The organism is Mesorhizobium qingshengii (assembly GCF_900103325.1).
GTDB lineage: Bacteria > Pseudomonadota > Alphaproteobacteria > Rhizobiales > Rhizobiaceae > Mesorhizobium > Mesorhizobium qingshengii.
Map to the genome: position 1 here is coordinate 17037 of NZ_FMXM01000031.1, position 17668 is coordinate 34704.

Genomic DNA, 17668 nt, shown 5'->3' on the forward strand with positions numbered 1-17668 from the left:
CTACGACTGGCTGGTGAGGCGCGACCGACCCGCTCTGCGACGCTGTTCGTCGAGGATGGCGGCGTTGAAATCCCGCTCCCTGACGTCCTTGCGCTTTTCGATGACCGCCGACTTTATCGCCTGGATGCAGACGCGCTCGATCTCCGCGTAGGATAACCCGATCAGTTCACCAGCCTTCGTTCCGACATCGAAGGCCGTCGACACATTTCGGAATTTTGTGCGTAGGTAGCGGCCGATCAGCTGCTCATCGGGCTTGTCGAACCAGATCACCTCGTCGAACCGCCGCCAGATCGCGCTGTCGAGAGCGTGGTCCAGGTTTGTCGCAGCGATCAGGAAGCCCTGGGGTCTGAGGCGGTCGATGAACAGGAGCAGGCTATTGACGACGCGCCGGAGCTCGTTGTGCTCGCTTGAATCATCGCGAGACCGCGCCAATGCGTCGAACTCGTCGAGAAAAAGAACACAAGGCTGCTTTCGAGCGAAGTCGAAGATCTTCCGAAGATTGCTCGCGGTTTCCCCAAGATAGGAGGAAATCAGCTGGTCGAGTTTGACGGCAAACATCGGCAGGCCGAGCTCAGCGGCGAAAACCTCCGCCGATACGGTCTTTCCGCAACCGGGCGGGCCGCAAAACAGGAGCTTTGACCGAACAGGCAGACCCTTGCGCCGGATTTCCTCAGCCCGTCGGAATTCCTTGAGGAGACCGATGAAGACACGGGTGTTGGAAGCGCTGAGCACGACGTCTTTGGTTGTATGCGTCGGCTCGACACGCTCGACAAAATCCTTGGCGGCATCCGGAAACGGGATGAGTGGCGCGAGCGATTTCATGGACCTGGGCCCGCTCGGCGAAGGACCGTTCTCGAGGGTCTTGCGAAGAGTGCGTGCGAGAACCTTGTTGTTCTTCTTCTCTTCCTCGACGATTATCTGCTCAGCAACCGCACGAAACTCATCGTCGCGGCCATAGCTCGCCAGCAATTTCTTCATCAATTCACCGCGAGCCATCAGAAATCCTATACTTTGCCCTTGTAAGGCACTTGATAATCGCTCCGTGCTGAGGAACTCCGTCAGAATCGGCCCCATAGTACCTTACTTGGGAATCACTCTGGTCGAAAGCGATTATAGGGCCGTTTCTAATGCGTTGACCGAGTTCGGCGAGCGGTCCTTCATGACCCGACGTCCGTTTTCGCCGTCGGATAAGAACTGCCGCAATGTCCGGAATGGGGGCGCATTACTGCCTTGCAGCCTGATTATTCTGTGACGAATTCGTCGATTTGCAGACCACCGCGCGAAGACGCTAGGTCGGCCCTTGCTCATCGCTCGTAATCGTTATCATTCGAGCGCTGGGTCTTGCGGTCCTGCTCTTCAGCCTGCCGAGTCTTCTGCTTGTTCGCGTCCTTCTGCTTGGCTTTCATCTCCTGCTCGGTGCCGTTGCGCGGCTGCTCCGGCTGGCGGGCATCGTCGCGGGTTGGAAGGTCTCGCCCTCGCGCCTCGCGCTCGGGGATCGGCTCGCCACTGCCACCACCACGGCGCTGCTGCTGCCGCTCGAATTGCAGCCGCGCGAGACGGTCGTGCATCTTGTCGTTGACCTCTTCACGATACTGTTCGAACTGTCCTTGATGCGCCGGCGGCAGCGTCTCGCGCATATTGTCGAGAGCTTGATTGACGCGGGCCATCTGACGCCGCATTTCCAAGGGGGTTTGCGCCATGTTCAAATCTCCTATCAGTGCATTCAATTCTCTCATATCGGGATGGGACAGGAAAGACTTCTGCCCCGTTTGATCAGCTCCGCGACCCGCGGCAGGACCTGGCTGCCCCTCCCCTGCTCGATCGCGTTGGAACTGCAGAAAATTGTTGCCAATCGACTCTGCTGCCGTGAGAGACTGACCGACTACGCCCGCGGTCCGCATCGTCGTCACAGTCTTTTGCCATGCGGCAGCAATTGCATCGCCGTTCACGACAAGGGATTGCCCATCGATACGGCGTTGCCGCTTGGCCTCCACTCGCTCGATCGTCTTGGCGCTGACCCGGTAGCGCGGATCGCTCTGGGCGCGGCTGTAGGCTCCGGCATGCTCCTTCGTGAATGGCCGCGTCATCGCATGATCCATCCGCCGCGTCGCCACCATCGCAATGCCGTTCTCGCGTGCTTTTTCCGCAAAGGTCTCGCGCCAGGCGGCGAGATCCGGCTTGTAGAATTTCAGGCGCTCACCGTCGGCTGACCGTGCTTGCACCATTGCATGGACATGGACGTGCTTGGTGTCCTTGTGATGCGCCAGGACGAACTTGTACCCTGGCGCGCGCTCCTCGAGCACCGCGCGAGCGGCAGCCATCACGGCGTTGGCATCGGTGCCGGCCCTTGCCGAGAAAAGCAGGTGATAGGCATTGCGGCGCTCACGCCCCGAAAACTGCGGGCGCCATTGTTCATAGACCGAAGCGGCCGCCTTGGTGGAATTCTTCACCCCAGGTACAGGCTCGCCATTTGCGTGGCGAACCTGGCTGTGGGTGCGGATGAACTTCTGCAGGAAATATTTCGCCTTGGGTTCACGGCTGACGGCAGCCGTCACCTCTGACTTGGCTGCCACCCCCGCCGCGCCCATAGCCTCAGACAAGCGCTCCTCGATCTTGTCGAGCGCCTTGCTGCGCGAATTCTCCCGACCACCGGCAAGCACCTTGGCGAGCGGTCCGGCCCGCTCATCGGTGTGCGCATATACCTCCACCGCCTGACCATCCTGTGCATAGATGAACGGCTTTGCGCCGAAGGCCTTGTTCAACGCCTCACTCAAGGCGTCGTCGGTGACCTCGCCGGCGAGCTGGAAACGAACCTCGATGAAATTGGTATTTTCCAGCGGCGGTTCGAACGTCTCGCAAAACGTTTCCAGGAACGCCTTTCGTGCACCGCCTGTCGCAAGGACCTGTCCATCCTCGTCAAAAATCTCGATGTCGTGCTTCTCGCCTTTTTCGTCGTCGCGCTTCCCGATGTAATTGAGCAGCCGAGCGGCGGCTTCCCTGGTCGATGGCGGATTGGGCATGACCTTGAACACCGCAGGCTGAGCACCCGCCGCATAGCCTGCCCGCGCCGCCACGGCCCGCGCCTGATAGGCGACCCGCGCCGCTCGCCCTATACCGCTCGCACGAGCCCCACGACGGCCGCCACCACCACCGCGCCGCTTCCAGTCTTCCTCCTCCTCTTCCGGCCGGAAACCGGCGAGCGTGGCGCCATAGACCATGATCGGCACGCTAGCCGCTTTGGGGGGGCTCGCAGCCGCAGTGGACGTCGGCGCCCTGCTAGGCATGGAGCTCCCCGCCACTCCTGTTACTGCCGGCGGCGAACGAGGAGGGTTCCTGCCGCCACTGACTATCGAGCCGGCGTGTCCTTGCACGAGCCGTCCGCCGCCACCGGTCCGCTCATAACTCTTTATCGCCTGAAATTCGCTGGCCTCGCGTCGGGCGCTCGTCGCGGACTTGTCATCGTCCAGCTCCTCACGCTTCCCGCCGGACCCGCCCCGCAGGTAGCGTTCGATTTCGGCCGCATAGCCAGCAAGACGACCGCTCATGGCCTGGCCTCCCTCGCCTTGCGGGACCCGCCAGTCATTGCCTTCAGTTCCTCGCGGAACTGCCGCACCAGGTTGCCCACCGCGATCAACGCCTGCGCAAGATCCTCGTCATGGGCAACCCGGCCGTCGTTCATGGCACGCACGGCCTGATTGAAATTGACGCCGACGCGCCGCAGCTGGTCGGTCATGTCCACGATCGCCGGCCGCAACCCCTCTGACGCGATTGGCAGATGCCCGGCCTCAGCCCGCACCAGACGCCGGACGACCTCGCTGACGGTGACGCCGTCCCGCTCCGCAATGGCTTTGAGGTTGGCCAGCTCGTCAGCCGAAAACCGGATGTGCGTCACCTCGCCGTAGCGTCGTGACGCGCTCTTCAACGCTGCTCTCTGGGCGTCTTCATCCATCTCTCAAGCCCGCTTGCGGGCGCTAAGGCCCGCCAGGGCCGCGCCGCCTATTTTGTGTGTATCACAAAATAGGCTATCCTGCCAAAGAGAAGGAAGAACACCTGCCAACACAAAGAGAAGGAAGAACACCTGCCAACACAAAGAGAAGGAAGAACACCCGCCAACACAAAGAGAAGGAAGAACACCCGTCCCTTTCCACCGAACCCAATTGTCACTGCAAGGGCCCGCAGTTGCCACTGCAGGGGCACGATGTGTCCATCGTGACTTGATGCAATGTGTCTATGGCGCGATGAGGACTTGTTTCCATGTTAACATGGAAACACCGGAGCAGTTCGCCGTCACGAACAACCCACCGGGTTCGATCCTCATTAAAGATAGCAGCCTCGTCATGATGGCACCCCTAGGCGAGCCTTTTTGATGAGCGCCTGGGTTGCCAAACCGGTCTGCCCCGTTGACTATGTCACCAAGTTGCGACCGTGACATTGTGTCCATGATGACTTGTGTCCATGATGACTTGTTTCCAAGTTGACATGGAAACAAGGAGCCAACGCCGGAAGGAGGCCCCCATGATCATCTCCGCTGCGATCCCAAAAGGCGGCACCGGCAAATCGACGATGCTGCGCACCCTCGCATCCGTCGCGCTGCATCGGGGCTATTCGGTCACACTTATTGACGGCGATCGGCGACAGAACATGAACCGCTGGTTCCAGATGCTGGGTGATGCTGGCAATCGCCCCGACAGGCTGCATCTGGTGAGCGCAATGACCCCGCAGGAAATCCTCGACGCGGCAGCCACTCACAACGGCGAGCGCTCCGTCGTCTTGATCGATACGGAAGGCACAACGAACGACAACCTCATGGCCGGGCTCTTCGCGGCCGATATTGTCGTCGTGCCGGTGTACTTTGCCCTCGACGACGTGACCGCCGCCATCCAGATCACCGACCACTACATTCCGCTTGCGGTCGAGAGCCGGGGTAGACCGCTGCCTGCGATATTCGTGCTGACCAAGCAGACCATCATCGATGGCAGGGCCCGAGCCCTGACCGAACTGCGCGCCATCATCCAGGCCAACGGCACGCCGATTGCAGAACACGTCCTGCATAATCGTGTTGCCTACCGCGACCTGCAAACCGGGCAGACCCTTTACAGCCCCGCGGTGCCCGATGCGAAGGCGGTTTCCGAGAGCGAAGGAGTCTTCGACGACCTTCTGCAAACCTTCATCGAGGCCACAAGGAATGCGGCATGAGTGAAGAAACCGTACCGAAGCCCGGTGACGACAAGAAAGCCCGCATGATGAAGGCGATCTCCACGCAGCCCCCGGCGCTGCCGAGCATGTTCATCCCACCGAAGGTCGAAACGTCGGGGACCAAGGAGCAAGCTACGCCACAGATGCTGGAACCGGCAAAGCCGTCCCCGGCAGTTGGGCCCGATTTCCGCAAGCTGCTGCGGCAGGGCCAAAAAAAGGATCCCGTCGCCGGCAAGAAGATTCGCGAGGAGGAGATGATCCGCTGCGGGTACTATCTGACGGCCGTTGAGCAGCGCCAGTTCAAGTTGTTGGCAATCAGCAACGGACACAGCATGACCGAGCTGCTGCGAAAGGCTGTGCAGGATTATATCCGCATTCATAAGCACAAACTGCCGAAGGAATAATCGGCGGTCGGCGTCGCTGTCGTATGCTGTGAAGGCTGATGGTCCTGGCTCTTGGCGACGCGCAAAAAAAGGGCCCGCGACGGAGCACTCCGTCGCGGGCCCTTTGACGTGTTTGCCTAGTTGGTTTGGTTGAGGTGTTTCAGCAGGTCCCCGAGGATGCCGTCCTGGTCCGGACGACCGCTGGCGGCCGCTTTGTCGTCGACCAGCCTTGCGGCCAATTCGGGCGATAGCGGCATGAGATGGTAGCCGTGTGAGATGGCTGCGTGGCGAAGATCCTCGAGCGTTTCGAACGCTCGATCGCGGGTGCCAAGCCAGAGCGCGGGCTCGTCGGTTTCTTCGTGCGGGAACGCTTGCAGGAAGTAGGTCCGAAGCGGTGGATCGTAGCCGATGACCGCGTCTGGATCCGAGCGGACTTTTCCGGTGACGGTGCCAGTAACGGTGATGGTATAGCGGCTCATTGCAACCTCCTTTTGCCGGTGGGGAAGCCGGCCCCTCGAGGGGCCGGCCACCGATGCCTCACTGGGGGTTGTTCCAGAGGATGACCTTCTTGTTTTCCTCGCCGCCGGGGGCGGGAGCGAGATTGCCGAAGATCACGCCGATCTCGGGGGCTTCCAGCTTGACCGAGAGGTATTCCTCGCCCGAACGCTGGGAGATGCGGTGCCAGCCGGCTCCGATTTCGAAGCCCGTGCGCTTGTTAACGATCCGGTAGTCGGGGGCGTCCTCGCGCGACTTGTTGGTGTTCGGGATGAGGGTGATCGGGGCGTTGACCCGGAGCGTGGCAAAGACGCCTTCCATCGAGCCGTCGGCCTTGGTGGTGAGGTTTGCGATCGTGGTGGCCATGGTAGTTCTCCTTCGGTTGCATCGGGACCATTCCCGATGGCGCCAAAGGAGAGGGCCGTCCTGCTGCGGTCATCTCGGCGAAAATTCTGGAAAATTCTATTTGCCGAAAAAGTGCGGGCAGGCCCTTCGCCTGTCCGCAGGCAAAAAACAGAAATCGAATTTTCCTGAATATTCGCCGAGTGTACCCCCAACGGGGGTTGACCGCACAAAGCAGGCGGTCGTCTACAAAGGCGACATGAAACGGGAATGGCCCCGGATGCGGCAGATGGACAAGAACCCAGGCCGCCATCGCTTGACCGCCAAGGCAACGCTGCCGGATCGCCGGATGCTTGCCGTCACCTCCGGGGTCATGTCGCCTGCGTCGTCAACACCTCGAACAGCATCATGGCGCGTGAACCGCCTTGCGTGTTCTGGATGGCGGCACAGCGTTTTCGAGATCGGAGCCGGCTGGCAGCGAACTTCACGCCCCTCGGTAGCAATGCCTCGAAGCCACGATGGATGACCGCGCAAGCCAGGATGTTCGGCACGCTCGCGCCCGCTTCAGATGCGAGACGGGTCAAGATGATCGTCCTGCACAACGCCCCGCGGCTCTGCACGTGGGCCGGTTCGAAAGGGGCTGGCCTCGGCGTTCACATAAGTGGAGTTGGGGGGCGGATCAAGCCTATCGGATCGGACCCGCCGGGCTGTCGGCGGGTCGGCGCGCACATCATCCTGGCAGCGCCAGACGCTCGTCCGGCGTCAGGCGGGCCTCGGCTTGCCGGCGAATGTCCGAACCGGCATGGCGCAGCATCGCACACCAGTCCTCCACGTTGTACGTGGTCGCCACGCTGCCCCTGGCCAGATCGTAAATGACGCACGGCTTGTTCGCGATGGCGAGCCGAAGCATGTTGACGGCTGTGCCGGGTGATGCGCCGTCCCAGACCATCATGCCAAAGTCGGCGCGCCGCGCCATCTCCCGGTCTTTGGCGGCGTGGACAAAGTCCCCTGTGGCGCCCTCGTCAGGAGAAGGGACATGGTAGGCGGCCCAGTCGCCCAGATTGTTGCGGGGTTCCTTGCCGGCATGGAAGACACCGACGTGCTCGTAACCGTAGCCCGCGAGCAGGCCCTGCACCTCGGCATCGGCTCCCGACGCGTCGCTAATCAGCACGCCGTGCTCGGCAGCCACGATTGCGCCTATGCGCGTGATGGCAGGTTCCGGCAGCTCGTATATCTCGCGTGATCCACCTATGAATATCATCGACATCGTGACTTTCCCTTCTCTCCAGCGTCCCCCGCCCCCGCGCCGGCCGCCCTCTCGCTGTGGCCCCGCGCGAGGGATCGTCACCCGAAGGCCGAGACGGCGAAGCCGGCGCGGGGAGCGGCGGGACGCCGCGACTAGAGCCCGGCCGGCCGCGGGCCGGCGCGCCCAGACCCTGCCGCTGCTGGAGGCGCTAGCGCGCGTGGAGCTAGTGGCCGTTGTCGGCCAGCCAGAGGCTCACGTCCTGGATCGAGCGCATCAGGATAGACGGGTTGTCCCGCGACGGGACAAAACCCCAGCTCTGCCAGTAGCGCTCGGCCTCGGCGTCGATCGCCCGCACCACCACCGCGCGGCCGCCGACGATGTCGGCGCCGGCGACGCAGCGATGCAGCGCGTCCTTGACCAGGCCGCTGCCGATGCCTTGTCCGGCATAGCGGTGGTCGACGGCGAGTTGTCCAATCAGCAGGCAGGGGATCGGATCGGGGGGCCGTCCGGTGCGGATGGCGCGCGGTGCGCTGTTTGGCTGGATCACGCCCGGCGCGAGGCCGTAATAGCCGACGACTGTTCCCTCGTCGTGAACGACCAGGACGCGGGTAAACCCGCGGGCCTGGTTCGTTCGCGCGAAGCCGGCCAGCCAAGCGTTGAGCGCCGGCTTGCCGCAATCGAAGCTGTCGAGGCGGTGCGCGTCGTCGAGAAGTTCGATGCCTGAAAGCGCCACCTAGCGGTTCCAGGGCGGGGACCGACGCAGCCGCTCGGCCGCCTTCGGCGGGGGCGCAGCGGCGGGGGCTGAGATCGCCTGCATGAAGGCGTCATAGGCTTCCGGGGACACGCGGATGACGGTTTCGTTGAGGATGGCCGCCTGCGCCTCGTGGATTGCCGCGCGCCGCACGAACTCGGTGCGCGACAGGCCAAGCAGCTCCGCGCCGCGGTCGATGATGGTGAGATCATCGTCGCGAAACCGCATCGAGACGGGTGTTTCCTTCCTGGTGGCTGTGGTGGCCATGGCGCGCTCCTGTGATGCGGACGTATATACGTCTATGTAACGCGGAACGCAATACAGGTTGCGGAGGGTGCAGTGCTTCGCGCGCGGATTTGGTGAGCTTCGCGCGGGCCGAACCCGACTGCGCCCGGTCGGGTTCGATGGACGGTTGCGAGGAAAGCGGCGCTTCACGCGCCGCCCTCCGCGAACCGCCAGACGGGGATGCCGAGCCGACGGGCCTTGTCGGCTAGGTTGTCGGTGATGCCGGAACCGGGAAAGACGATCAGGCCGTAGGGCACCACCGAGAGAAGCTGGTCGTTGCGGCGGAAAGGAGCGGCCTTGGCGTGACGGTTCCAGTCCGGCTTGAAGGCGATCTGGGTGACCTTGCGGTTCTCGGCCCAGCAGGCGGCGATACGTTCGGCGCCGCGCGGGCTGCCGCCGTGGAGCAGGACCATGTCGGGATGCTTCTCGCGGGCCTTGTCGAGCGCGTCCCAGATCCGGTCGTGATCGTTGCAGTCGAGGCCGCCGGCGAAGGCGATCTTGGTGCCGGCCGGGACCAGCACCTCGGTTTCGGCGTGGCGGCGGGCTGCGAGGAAGTCTCTGGAGTCGATGACCGCCGCGGTCATCGCCTGGTGACTGACCTTGGAGCCGGTGCGTGGCCGCCATGCCGATCCGGTCTGTGCCTCGTAGAGGTCGGCGGCCTCATCGCGCATGATTTCGAGGACATTGCGGCGCTCGATATAGGTGATGCCCTCGGCCGTGAGCCGTTCCAGCTCGACCGACTTCACCTCGGAACCGTCCTGCTCCTGCTGGCTCGAACGCTGCGCCTCCTCGTTGCGGTCGAGGCTGCGGGCGACGCGCTCGGCGGCACGGTGGAAGACGTTTGCGAAGGACCAGAGCAGGTCATCGAGATCGGGTTCGAGCCTGGTGTCGCCGAGCATGCCGGCGAAGGTCTCGACGATCCCGGCAAGCCCGGCCCGGATCACCTCGTCGTCGGGAAGTGGCCGAGCATCAGGGTCGTCCTGATGCGGACGATGGCCGTACATCTGCAGTTCGAGGATGACGCGATCGGTCGGCGAGGAGGCGTGGTAGGGCTCGTGGGCGTCGTCGAAAGGAAGTTCGTAGGTCATGGCGTGTCTCCGTCGGTTGTTGCCGCGCCCATCGCGGCCTGACAGCGAAACCCGGCCGCGCACCGGGCGCGGCCGCACCGAAGGCCGTAGCAAAGCGGAGGACGGCGCAGCCGTTGCGGCCGTGACCGGTGGGTGGCAGGGGTCGCCTCTCGGACAGGCCGCGGGCGCGGCCTCTCCGGTGGACTGCCGCCATGCAAGGAGGCCTTCGGGTGACGCCACCCCCGCCCGCCTGCCGGCTCGGGCCGTTCATCCCGGAGGCAGGAAGAGAGGGACATCCTCCCGGACGAGCTGATCGCTGAGCCATGCGGCGAGATGGGCGGGGCCGAGATGACGCAGATCGTCGTTGAAGTCGCCGAGCTGCGGCCGCAACACCAGGGCGAGGATCCCGACCTGGCCTGCGCGCTGGCTGAGACGCTCGATGCCGTGCCGGCCGGCGGCGTCGGCATCGGCTGCGATATAGAGGCGACGGCAGCCGGGCGGCAAGATCAGGCCGGCGAGGTGATTGGCCGAGGTGGCGGCGGCCGCCGGCATTGCCGGCATCACCGTACGCAGCGAGGCCATCGTCTCGAACCCTTCGCCGGCGGCCATGACCGGGACGGGCGCACCGGGCTGGTGGCCTAGCCAGATGCCGTTGCCAAGGAGGTCGCCCAGTGAGCGGCGTGGATCAGTGAATTGCGCCTTGCCCTGACCCGAAGGATCAAGCCAGGTGCGTTGCAGGCCGGTGACCTGCCCATCGAGGCTGGTGACAGCTGCGATCAGCGCAGGCAGGACCTGCGTCTCGCCGGTCACGAGGTCCCTGTAGTAGCAGCCTGGGTGGAAGCGCAGGGCGCGCTCATGCGTGGAAAGCAGGATGCCGCGGTCGGCAAGATAACGTTCGGCCAGCGTACCGGCAATCGGCTGCGACAGGGCGAACAGGCGACGCGCGGCGTCAGGGGAGCCGCGCGCCGCGGCAGGTTGGCGCTGCGGGCCAAGGGGCTGGGGCTGGGGCGGTGGCAGCGGCATGGAGAGGAAGCGACGTGCTTCATCCGCGACCTCGCGGAAGTCGACCAGACCACAGCTCTGCTTGATGACGTCGAGCAGGTCGCCATATTCCCCCGACGACTCGTCGACCCATTTTCCGGCTGCCTTGCCGCCAACCGCCTTGAGCCGCACATGCATTGAACGGCCGCGCGTGTTGCGGACATCGCCGACCATCCAGTAATTGCCGCAGCGATGGCCGTTGGAGAGATATTCGCGGCACACCTCCTCGGCATGTTCGCCAAGGCGGCGCGCCAGATCGGAAGCCGAGCCGGTCACGATCGCCTCCCCTCAAGCCGCTGCCGCACGGTCGGTGACCCCAACCAGTGTATGGCGCTCGAGAAGGGAGGCGAGGATGGCGGACCCCAGCGCGGACGTCGGGATGAACAGCCGGAGCTTCCAGGAGATGATTTCGGAGATCAGGCCGAGCGCCTTCAGCCGCGGCACCATCGCATCGGTGAAGCCGATCAGCTCGACACGGTAGTCGTTCATAACGCGGCTGCGGCGCAGGACCAGGCCGTCGGCAAGCTGCAGCCCGATGCGCCCGTCGATCACGCCGGCCCACGCATCATCGGCGGATAGCGAAGGAACATGGTCGACACCAAGATTGCGCAGCATGGTCGCGACCTGCGTCGGTGCGATGTGACGGCCGATGATGCGTTCGCCGGCATCGGTCTGGATCCGGTAAACCTGACAATCATGATCCGGCAAGCGCCGCCAGATCGGCAACAGCAGACCCGTCACGATATGAAAGGTGCTGGTGGTGAACTCCGGGACGGCGGCGACTTCTGTCTGCCACAGGTCGCAGAACAGTTTTCTGTCGGCCGGCTGCCAGTGGGTTTCGGCAAGGGCGTCGAGACCGAAGCGCAGCTCGTCCGTCGGCCGCAGCAGGCGCACGCGGTGCTCTATCGTGCCGTCGTCGAGCATCAGGCTCGCCGTCGGCAGCTGGATCGCCGCTCGGTTCGACCGCGTGTTGACCAGCAGGACCGATTGCAGCTCCGCGCGGGCGATCGCCAGCGCATCGACCAGACCGAGCGGTCGGATACGGTCCGTGCGCGCGACGGTCAGCACATGCGACTGCGCGCCCGAGACCGGATGCGTGTAGACGGTGCGACGATCGGTGACGACGATGCTCTCCGCCGCAATCGTCTCCAGACCTCTGTCATAGGAGCCGGCAGCGATCGCGCCCTCGACCTTCGCCGTCATCAGTTGCTCGAACACTTCGAACAGCAGGTTCTGGGTCTCGATCCGCAGCGCCAGCAGGCGGTTGAGCCAGGTCGTGATCGGCGGCAGCTCGTCGCGTAACCCGCCCTCGTCGGTGGTCAGCGACAGACCCGTGACGGTCTCGAAGGTCGTCAGCGAACACCCTTCGATCTTGCCCTGATGCAGCAGCAAGTAGAATTGGCGAAGCGCGGCCCGCGCGTAGGGGCTTTCGAGATTGTCTTCGGCACGGAACAGCCCTGCTCCACCCGTCTGGCGCTGGCCGCGTGTGATGGCGCCCAGCGTGTCCAGCCGTCGTGCTATCGTCGATAGGAAGCGCTTGCCTGCCTTCACATTGGCGGCCATCGGCCGGAACAAGGGCGGTCGCTTCTGATTGGTGCGGTGGGTCCGTCCGAGACCCTGGATGGCGTTGTCGGCGCGCCAGCCGGCTTCGAGCAGATAGTGCTTGCGCAGCCTCTGGTTTCGCGCCCCGAGATCAGCGTGGTAGGAGCGACCGGTGCCGCCGGCGTCCGAAAAAATCAGGACGCGCTTATCGTCATCCATAAAACTCTGGGTCTCAGCGAGATTGGCCGAGCCAGGGCGGTTCTCGACGGTCAGCCGGTCGATACCATCGCGGCCGGTCTTCTTGACGATGCGGCGCGAGCGGCCCGTCACCTCGGCGACGACATCCGTTCCGAAATGGTGGAGGATCTGGTCGAGCGCGCTGCCAACCGGCGGCAGCGAGGCGAGTTTTTCCATCATCTCGTCGCGCCGGCGAACGGCCTCCCGGCACTGGACGGGATTGCCATCCTCGTCGTGGACAGGTCGAGAATAGAGATTGCCTTCCGCATCCGAATATTCCGCGAACAACTGCGTGGGGAAGGAGTGCATCAAGTACCCGCCGACGTACTCGCGCGGGGTCACGTCGCAATGGAGATCCGACCATTCCTCGGTCGGGATCTCGGCAAGGCGTCGTTCCATCAGCGCTTCGCCGGTCGAGACGAGCTGCATGACCGCCGAATGACCGTCGGCAAGGTCCTGCTCGATCGCGCCGATCAGGGTCGGCGTCATCATCGAGGTGATGAGATGGCTGAAGAAGCGCTGCTTCGTGCTTTCGAAAGCCGACCTCGCTGCCGACTTGGCGCTGCGGTTCAGCGTGCCGGCCTCGCTGGTGATGTTGGCCGCGTCGAGTGCGGCGGTCAGGTTGTTGTGGATGACCTGGAATGCGTCCGCATAGGCATTGTAGATGCGGATCTGCTCCTCGGTCAGCGCGTGCTCGAGCAGGTCGTATTCGACACCGTCATAGGAAAGCGAACGCGCTGTATAGAGACCGAGCGATTTGAGATCGCGGGCGAGCACTTCCATGGCCGCGACACCGCCATCCTCGATCGCGGCGACGAATTCGGCGCGGTTGGCGAATGGAAAGTCCTCGCTGCCCCAGATGCCGAGACGCTGCGCATAGGCCAGGTTCTCGACCGCGGTCGCACCGGTCGCGGAGACGTAGACGACGCGCCCGTCGGGAAGGGCGTGCTGCAGCCGCAAGCCTGCCCTGCCCTGCTGCGACGGGGCGACGTCGCCGCGCTCGCCTTTGCCGCCGGCGGCATTCGCCATGGCGTGCGCCTCATCGAAGACGATGACGCCGTCAAAGTCCTTCCCGACCCAGTCGAGGATCTGGGCGATCCGGGATTTCTTGCCGTCGCGCTCCTGTGAGCGCAGGGTGGCGTAGGTCGTGAACAGGATGCCTTCGGCAAGGCGGATCGGCGTGCCCTGCCGATAGCGCGACAGCGGCTGGACGAGAAGTTTTTCCTGACCAAGTGCCGCCCAATCGCGCTGAGCGTCTTCCAAGAGCTTGTCCGACTTGGAAATCCAGATCGCGCGGCGCCGCCCCTGCAGCCAATTGTCGAGGATGATGCCGGCGACTTGCCGTCCCTTGCCGCATCCGGTTCCGTCACCCAAAAACCAACCACGACGGAAGCGGACGGCGTTCGCGGCACCTTCTGGCGCGACCGAGACGACATCGCAAGTCTCGTCAACCGTCCAGGCGCCGGTGAGATAACCGGAATGGGCTTCGCCCGAATAGATAACGCTTTCAAGCTGGGCATCCGACAGCAGGCCCTCGTCGATGATCGCATCAGGAAGAAGCGGCCGATAGGAAGGTTTTGGCGGCGCGACCGCTGCCATGGCGGCCGATTGTACCAGCGGCGTCGGATGCGGTTTTGCGCGGGGAATGTCGATCGACTGGAGCGCGTAGGGTTCGTAGATCGTGTCGGTGAGCCGGCCGCCCTCTTCCGGCATCCAGTCGCGCAGCTCATAGGCAAGCGCGACGCCAGACGTGCCGCTTGCCGTGACGGGGCGGGCGGGCTTTGCCCGGGCAACCGGCCGGGTTGGCCGGACAGTCTGAGGAGTCGGTGTGGTTGCGGCGGGTGTAGCTCTCGCTGCCGATCGAGTGGCGGCCATTTGCATCGCGGCATTGCGCAGGATGCCGTTCGACAGTCCGCCGATCGAGTCCGGAAAGCCGCCCGGTCTGCGAGGCGGCAGATCGGATATCCAGGCGAGGAGCGTCCTGACATCCATAGCCTTGCCGCGCGACGGGACGAAGCCGGTGGGGTCGGTAGCAGGAGCTTTGTCGATGATGGTCAAGCGGGTCTCGGCCGTTGTCCCATGGCGGGCGTAGACACGGCCGTCGATTGCTGCGGTGAAGATGATGGTGCCCTTCTGCTGCAGCCGTTCGAAGGAGGGGCGCCATTTGGTGTTTTCGGGAGACAGCCCGGTGCCTGTGATGGCGACCAGGCGCCCGCCGGCGCGCAGGCGTGCGAATGCGGAAGAGAGATGCCGCCATGCCGCATCGGCGACATGGCCGTCGACATAAGCGCCGACGCTGAAGGGTGGATTCATCAGCACGACAGACGGCTTCATAGCCGCGTCGAGATGATCGTCGACATGGGCGGCGTCGTGCCGTGAGACGCAATACCGTGGAAACAGCAGGCCGAGGAGATCGGCTCGCGTCGCGGCAAGCTCGTTGAGGGCGATCGAGGCGCGCGCCATCTCGGCATGGACGGCGAGCAGGCCAGTGCCGGCGGAGGGTTCGAGTACGAGGTCGCAAGATGCGATCGCCGCGGCGTTCGCCGTGACGAAAGCCAGCGGCAAGGGCGTGGAGAGCTGCTGCATGGCCTGGCTCTCGTCGGAGCGCCGTGTGTGGGTGGGAAGAAGATCCGCGATGCGCGTCATCATGGCCAACGCTGATTGCGGCGTGGTGGACCGCGACAGGATCGCAGGGCCGAACCGGCGCAAGAACAGCACCTGGGCGACTTCGAGCGCCTCATAGGCGTCCTTCCAGACCCAGAACCCCTGAGCATCGCTGCCGCCAAAACTCGTCGTCATGGCGGTGCGCAGTGCGGCGGCGGTGACAGGCTCGCCCCGCTTGAGAAAAGGCAAAAGCAGTATTCCCGCCTGATGGATCGGCTGGGCGTTGTTGACGGCGTCGTGTGCCGGCGCGGCGAGGGATGCCGCCGTCCGGGCGATCGATGTGGTCGAAACGATGTTCATGGAGATGTCCTTCGCGAGAGGGGGAGCGGAACCCGCGCCGGCACTCTCTCCGCGCCAGCCGGGCCACACTTTTCCCGGCTCTCCTCTGCCTCTGGCGCCGATGCACCAAAGGGGTTGCGCTCTGCGGAAAGCCAGACTTGAATGCGCGCACACGGATGCGGCGGCGACCTGGAGCTGTGGAGGGGATGCGACGTTTCAAAATTGGCAGTGCGGTCTACGAGGAGGGAGCGCCTGACCTGCAGGCGGCGCTGGCGGACGCCTATGCCCGCAGCGAGCGTCCGCTATGCCTGTGCCGCGAGCCGGGCTGCCCAATGTACATCGCCCGCATCGGCGACCTTCATCTGATCAAGCGCATGCCGCTGAGCGGCGGCGGCCATGATCCATCCTGTGATTCCTATGAAGCACCTTACGAACTGTCCGGCCTGGGCGCACTCGTGGGTGGCGCGATACAGCTCGATCCGCAAAGCGGCATGGCGGCCCTCAAGTTGGACTTCAGCCTGTCGAAGACGGGGAGCCGGGCAGCCTCGGTGCCTGCGGGCCAGAGCTCCGCCAGTGTAACCACCGACCCCCGGAGGATGTCGCTGCGTGGCCTGCTTCATTATCTCTGGCACGAAGCCGAATTGACGGTCTGGACATCCCGGTGGGCCGGCAAGCGACATTGGTGGAATGTCCGCTGGCATCTGCTCGAGGCTGCCGGGCAAATGACGGTGAGAGGCGGATCGCTCGCGGATATCCTGTTCGTGCCCGAGCCATTTCGCGCCGAGAACAAGCAAGCCATCGAGCAGCGTCGCAACGCAGTTCTCGGCACGGCGCTCCCGCCGAAATCCGGTCCACGAAAGTTGCTCGTCCTGGTCGGCGAGGTGAAGGAGATCGTGCCGGCCCGCTCCGGTCAGAAGCTCGTCATCAGACATTTGCCCGGCTTTCCCTTCATGATCGACGATGCACTGCATCGCCGCTTGCAGGCGCGTTTCGAGAAAGAATTGTCGCTGTGGGCAGCGGATTCCAGCTCGCATCTCATGACGATCGCGACGTTCGGACTGAACCCGGCCGGCCTCGCCATTGTCGAGGAGGTCGCGTTGATGGTGGTCTCCGAGAACTGGATTCCCTACGAGACGGTCCCGGAGAAAAGGCTCGTCGATGGGCTCGCCCGCCTTCTCGAGAAGAGCGTGAAGGGGTTGCGCTTTGACCTGCAACCCGACCAGCCGATCGCCAATGCGTTGCTTCACAACAGGGACGAGCCGATCGCGCTCTTTGTCGTTCCGGCCGGAGCGGACCAGAACTACGAAGCGTCGCTCGACGAAATGATCGCCGCGCGACCGGGGATCGGCTCCTGGGTGTGGCGGGTCGGCGAAGGCGATATGCCGCCGCTACCGCTCTGAGTGTCGGCGGAATTTCCAGCGATGCTCACGATGCCTTAGGCTAGGCCCAGCTTCTTCTTGAGCTCGGCATTTTCCTTGCGCAGACGGTCGGCAAGCAGGTTCTTAAGGCGCTTGTTTTCTTCTTCGAGCGCGACAAGATCACGGAGATCGCCGCTGTCTGAAGAAGGTGCGGCAGCCCTCTTCCAATAATAGTAGGTCTGCTCGGATATGCCGGCCTGGCCGACCGCAATCTTGCTGGTCGCGCCGGCAGCGATCGATTTCTCGATCTGGGCAAGCTTCTGGGCGCGTTCATTCTCGGAATATGTCTTGCGGGCGGTCTTCGCTGCCACGGGAGCCTTTGCGGCTGGGGGCGCAGGTTTCGCTCCGTTCTTGCGGGCCGGCTTTACGAGCTCTGTCTTCGCTTTCTTTGCTCGCGGGCCTTTCTTCTTCGATTCAGGCACTTCCACTTTGGCTGGGGCTACTGTCGTCTGAACAGTCTGAGCGTCCTGAAAATCGGCCATCATATACTCCGCTAGTGGTTTATCCCCTTCTTCAGCATCAAGGGGTCTTATACTGAAGTCAATGACCTGGGAATTTGGGAACTGAGCAGCATGAGCCGGCTGTGACATCTCCGTGGCAATTTTGGACAGGTCAAGATCGCCCCAGATCGAATGGCTTGGCTTCTGCTTACCGCGCCTCTGTTTCAGTTCCACGATGAATGGCCGGATCTGGCGCTTCATAGTCTGTTCCTTGATGTGAGC

At 63.8% G+C, this 17668-nt stretch carries 16 protein-coding genes; 3 read left to right on the forward strand and 13 right to left on the reverse strand.

The features are described 5' to 3' along the window. From BLS48_RS31205 to BLS48_RS31215, 3 genes are all read right to left on the reverse strand, one after another. Nucleotides 1-996, reverse strand: coding sequence for an AAA family ATPase (locus tag BLS48_RS31205; protein ID WP_038654434.1), 996 nt, complete (start codon nt 994-996; stop codon nt 1-3). 308 nt (nt 997-1304) lie between these two features. Continuing rightward, a complete protein-coding gene (locus tag BLS48_RS31210) occupies nt 1305-3545 on the reverse strand; it encodes a relaxase/mobilization nuclease domain-containing protein (protein ID WP_084791816.1) in 2241 nt (746 codons plus the stop codon). Beyond that, entirely contained in the window at nt 3542-3949 is a 408-nt protein-coding gene (locus tag BLS48_RS31215; protein WP_143019561.1) for a MobC family plasmid mobilization relaxosome protein, read from the reverse strand. Before BLS48_RS31215 ends, BLS48_RS31210 begins: the two co-directional genes overlap by 4 nt. A 566-nt stretch (nt 3950-4515) precedes the next feature. On the opposite strand from BLS48_RS31215, the gene BLS48_RS31220 reads away from it, so the two are divergent. Further along, complete coding sequence (locus tag BLS48_RS31220) at nt 4516-5196, forward strand: ParA family protein (protein WP_038654423.1); 681 nt, start codon at nt 4516-4518, stop codon at nt 5194-5196. Then, on the forward strand, nt 5193-5600 hold the full coding sequence (locus BLS48_RS31225) for a hypothetical protein (protein WP_038654420.1): 408 nt from the start codon (nt 5193-5195) through the stop codon (nt 5598-5600). The genes BLS48_RS31220 and BLS48_RS31225 overlap by 4 nt, the downstream gene beginning before the upstream one ends. Nucleotides 5601-5716: 116 nt before the next feature. Here BLS48_RS31225 and BLS48_RS31230 read toward each other — a convergent pair whose 3' ends face one another. From BLS48_RS31230 to BLS48_RS31270, 9 genes are all read right to left on the reverse strand, one after another. Then, nucleotides 5717-6058 carry a hypothetical protein gene (locus tag BLS48_RS31230; RefSeq protein WP_038654417.1) on the reverse strand — a complete coding sequence of 114 codons (342 nt, stop codon included), beginning with the start codon at nt 6056-6058 and terminating at the stop codon, nt 5717-5719. A gap of 58 nt (nt 6059-6116) precedes the next feature. Next, nucleotides 6117-6440 carry a DUF736 domain-containing protein gene (locus BLS48_RS31235; RefSeq protein WP_006205585.1) on the reverse strand — a complete coding sequence of 108 codons (324 nt, stop codon included), beginning with the start codon at nt 6438-6440 and terminating at the stop codon, nt 6117-6119. A gap of 347 nt (nt 6441-6787) precedes the next feature. Further along, entirely contained in the window at nt 6788-7000 is a 213-nt protein-coding gene (locus tag BLS48_RS31240; RefSeq protein WP_143019563.1) for a hypothetical protein, read from the reverse strand. A gap of 146 nt (nt 7001-7146) precedes the next feature. Further along, nucleotides 7147-7683 carry a hypothetical protein gene (locus tag BLS48_RS31245; RefSeq protein ID WP_038654685.1) on the reverse strand — a complete coding sequence of 179 codons (537 nt, stop codon included), beginning with the start codon at nt 7681-7683 and terminating at the stop codon, nt 7147-7149. Between the two features lie 202 nt (nt 7684-7885). Beyond that, nucleotides 7886-8395, reverse strand: a complete 510-nt coding sequence (locus BLS48_RS31250) for a GNAT family N-acetyltransferase (RefSeq protein WP_091586053.1) — start codon at nt 8393-8395, stop codon at nt 7886-7888. Beyond that, nucleotides 8396-8680 carry a type II toxin-antitoxin system TacA family antitoxin gene (locus BLS48_RS31255; RefSeq protein ID WP_091586055.1) on the reverse strand — a complete coding sequence of 95 codons (285 nt, stop codon included), beginning with the start codon at nt 8678-8680 and terminating at the stop codon, nt 8396-8398. Between the two features lie 164 nt (nt 8681-8844). Then, on the reverse strand, nt 8845-9786 hold the full coding sequence (locus BLS48_RS31260; protein WP_091586057.1) for a DUF2493 domain-containing protein: 942 nt from the start codon (nt 9784-9786) through the stop codon (nt 8845-8847). 246 nt (nt 9787-10032) lie between these two features. Further along, nucleotides 10033-11082, reverse strand: a complete 1050-nt coding sequence (locus BLS48_RS31265) for a DUF7146 domain-containing protein (protein ID WP_038654409.1) — start codon at nt 11080-11082, stop codon at nt 10033-10035. 12 nt (nt 11083-11094) lie between these two features. Continuing rightward, entirely contained in the window at nt 11095-15549 is a 4455-nt protein-coding gene (locus BLS48_RS31270) for a strawberry notch family protein (protein ID WP_038654406.1), read from the reverse strand. Between the two features lie 185 nt (nt 15550-15734). Between BLS48_RS31270 and BLS48_RS31275 the strand changes: the two genes are divergently transcribed. Then, nucleotides 15735-16928, forward strand: coding sequence for a DUF1173 domain-containing protein (locus BLS48_RS31275; protein ID WP_038654404.1), 1194 nt, complete (start codon nt 15735-15737; stop codon nt 16926-16928). Between the two features lie 35 nt (nt 16929-16963). Here the strand turns inward: BLS48_RS31275 and BLS48_RS31280 are convergent, their stop codons facing one another. Continuing rightward, nucleotides 16964-17647, reverse strand: a complete 684-nt coding sequence (locus BLS48_RS31280; RefSeq protein WP_322791224.1) for a transposase — start codon at nt 17645-17647, stop codon at nt 16964-16966. Between the last annotated feature and the right edge of the window lie 21 nt (nt 17648-17668).

What these genes read in the sequence shown, in the direction of transcription:
- BLS48_RS31260 (WP_091586057.1), bottom strand. Translation starts at nt 9,786, where the DNA reads ATGACCTACGAACTTCCTTTCGACGACGCCCACGAGCCCTACCACGCC.
- BLS48_RS31210 (WP_084791816.1), bottom strand. Translation starts at nt 3,545, where the DNA reads ATGAGCGGTCGTCTTGCTGGCTATGCGGCCGAAATCGAACGCTACCTG.
- BLS48_RS31270 (WP_038654406.1), bottom strand. Translation starts at nt 15,549, where the DNA reads ATGAACATCGTTTCGACCACATCGATCGCCCGGACGGCGGCATCCCTC.
- BLS48_RS31215 (WP_143019561.1), bottom strand. Translation starts at nt 3,949, where the DNA reads ATGGATGAAGACGCCCAGAGAGCAGCGTTGAAGAGCGCGTCACGACGC.
- BLS48_RS31235 (WP_006205585.1), bottom strand. Translation starts at nt 6,440, where the DNA reads ATGGCCACCACGATCGCAAACCTCACCACCAAGGCCGACGGCTCGATG.
- BLS48_RS31205 (WP_038654434.1), bottom strand. Translation starts at nt 996, where the DNA reads ATGGCTCGCGGTGAATTGATGAAGAAATTGCTGGCGAGCTATGGCCGC.
- BLS48_RS31230 (WP_038654417.1), bottom strand. Translation starts at nt 6,058, where the DNA reads ATGAGCCGCTATACCATCACCGTTACTGGCACCGTCACCGGAAAAGTC.
- BLS48_RS31280 (WP_322791224.1), bottom strand. Translation starts at nt 17,647, where the DNA reads ATGAAGCGCCAGATCCGGCCATTCATCGTGGAACTGAAACAGAGGCGC.
- BLS48_RS31275 (WP_038654404.1), top strand. Translation starts at nt 15,735, where the DNA reads ATGCGACGTTTCAAAATTGGCAGTGCGGTCTACGAGGAGGGAGCGCCT.
- BLS48_RS31245 (WP_038654685.1), bottom strand. Translation starts at nt 7,683, where the DNA reads ATGTCGATGATATTCATAGGTGGATCACGCGAGATATACGAGCTGCCG.
- BLS48_RS31220 (WP_038654423.1), top strand. Translation starts at nt 4,516, where the DNA reads ATGATCATCTCCGCTGCGATCCCAAAAGGCGGCACCGGCAAATCGACG.
- BLS48_RS31225 (WP_038654420.1), top strand. Translation starts at nt 5,193, where the DNA reads ATGAGTGAAGAAACCGTACCGAAGCCCGGTGACGACAAGAAAGCCCGC.
- BLS48_RS31255 (WP_091586055.1), bottom strand. Translation starts at nt 8,680, where the DNA reads ATGGCCACCACAGCCACCAGGAAGGAAACACCCGTCTCGATGCGGTTT.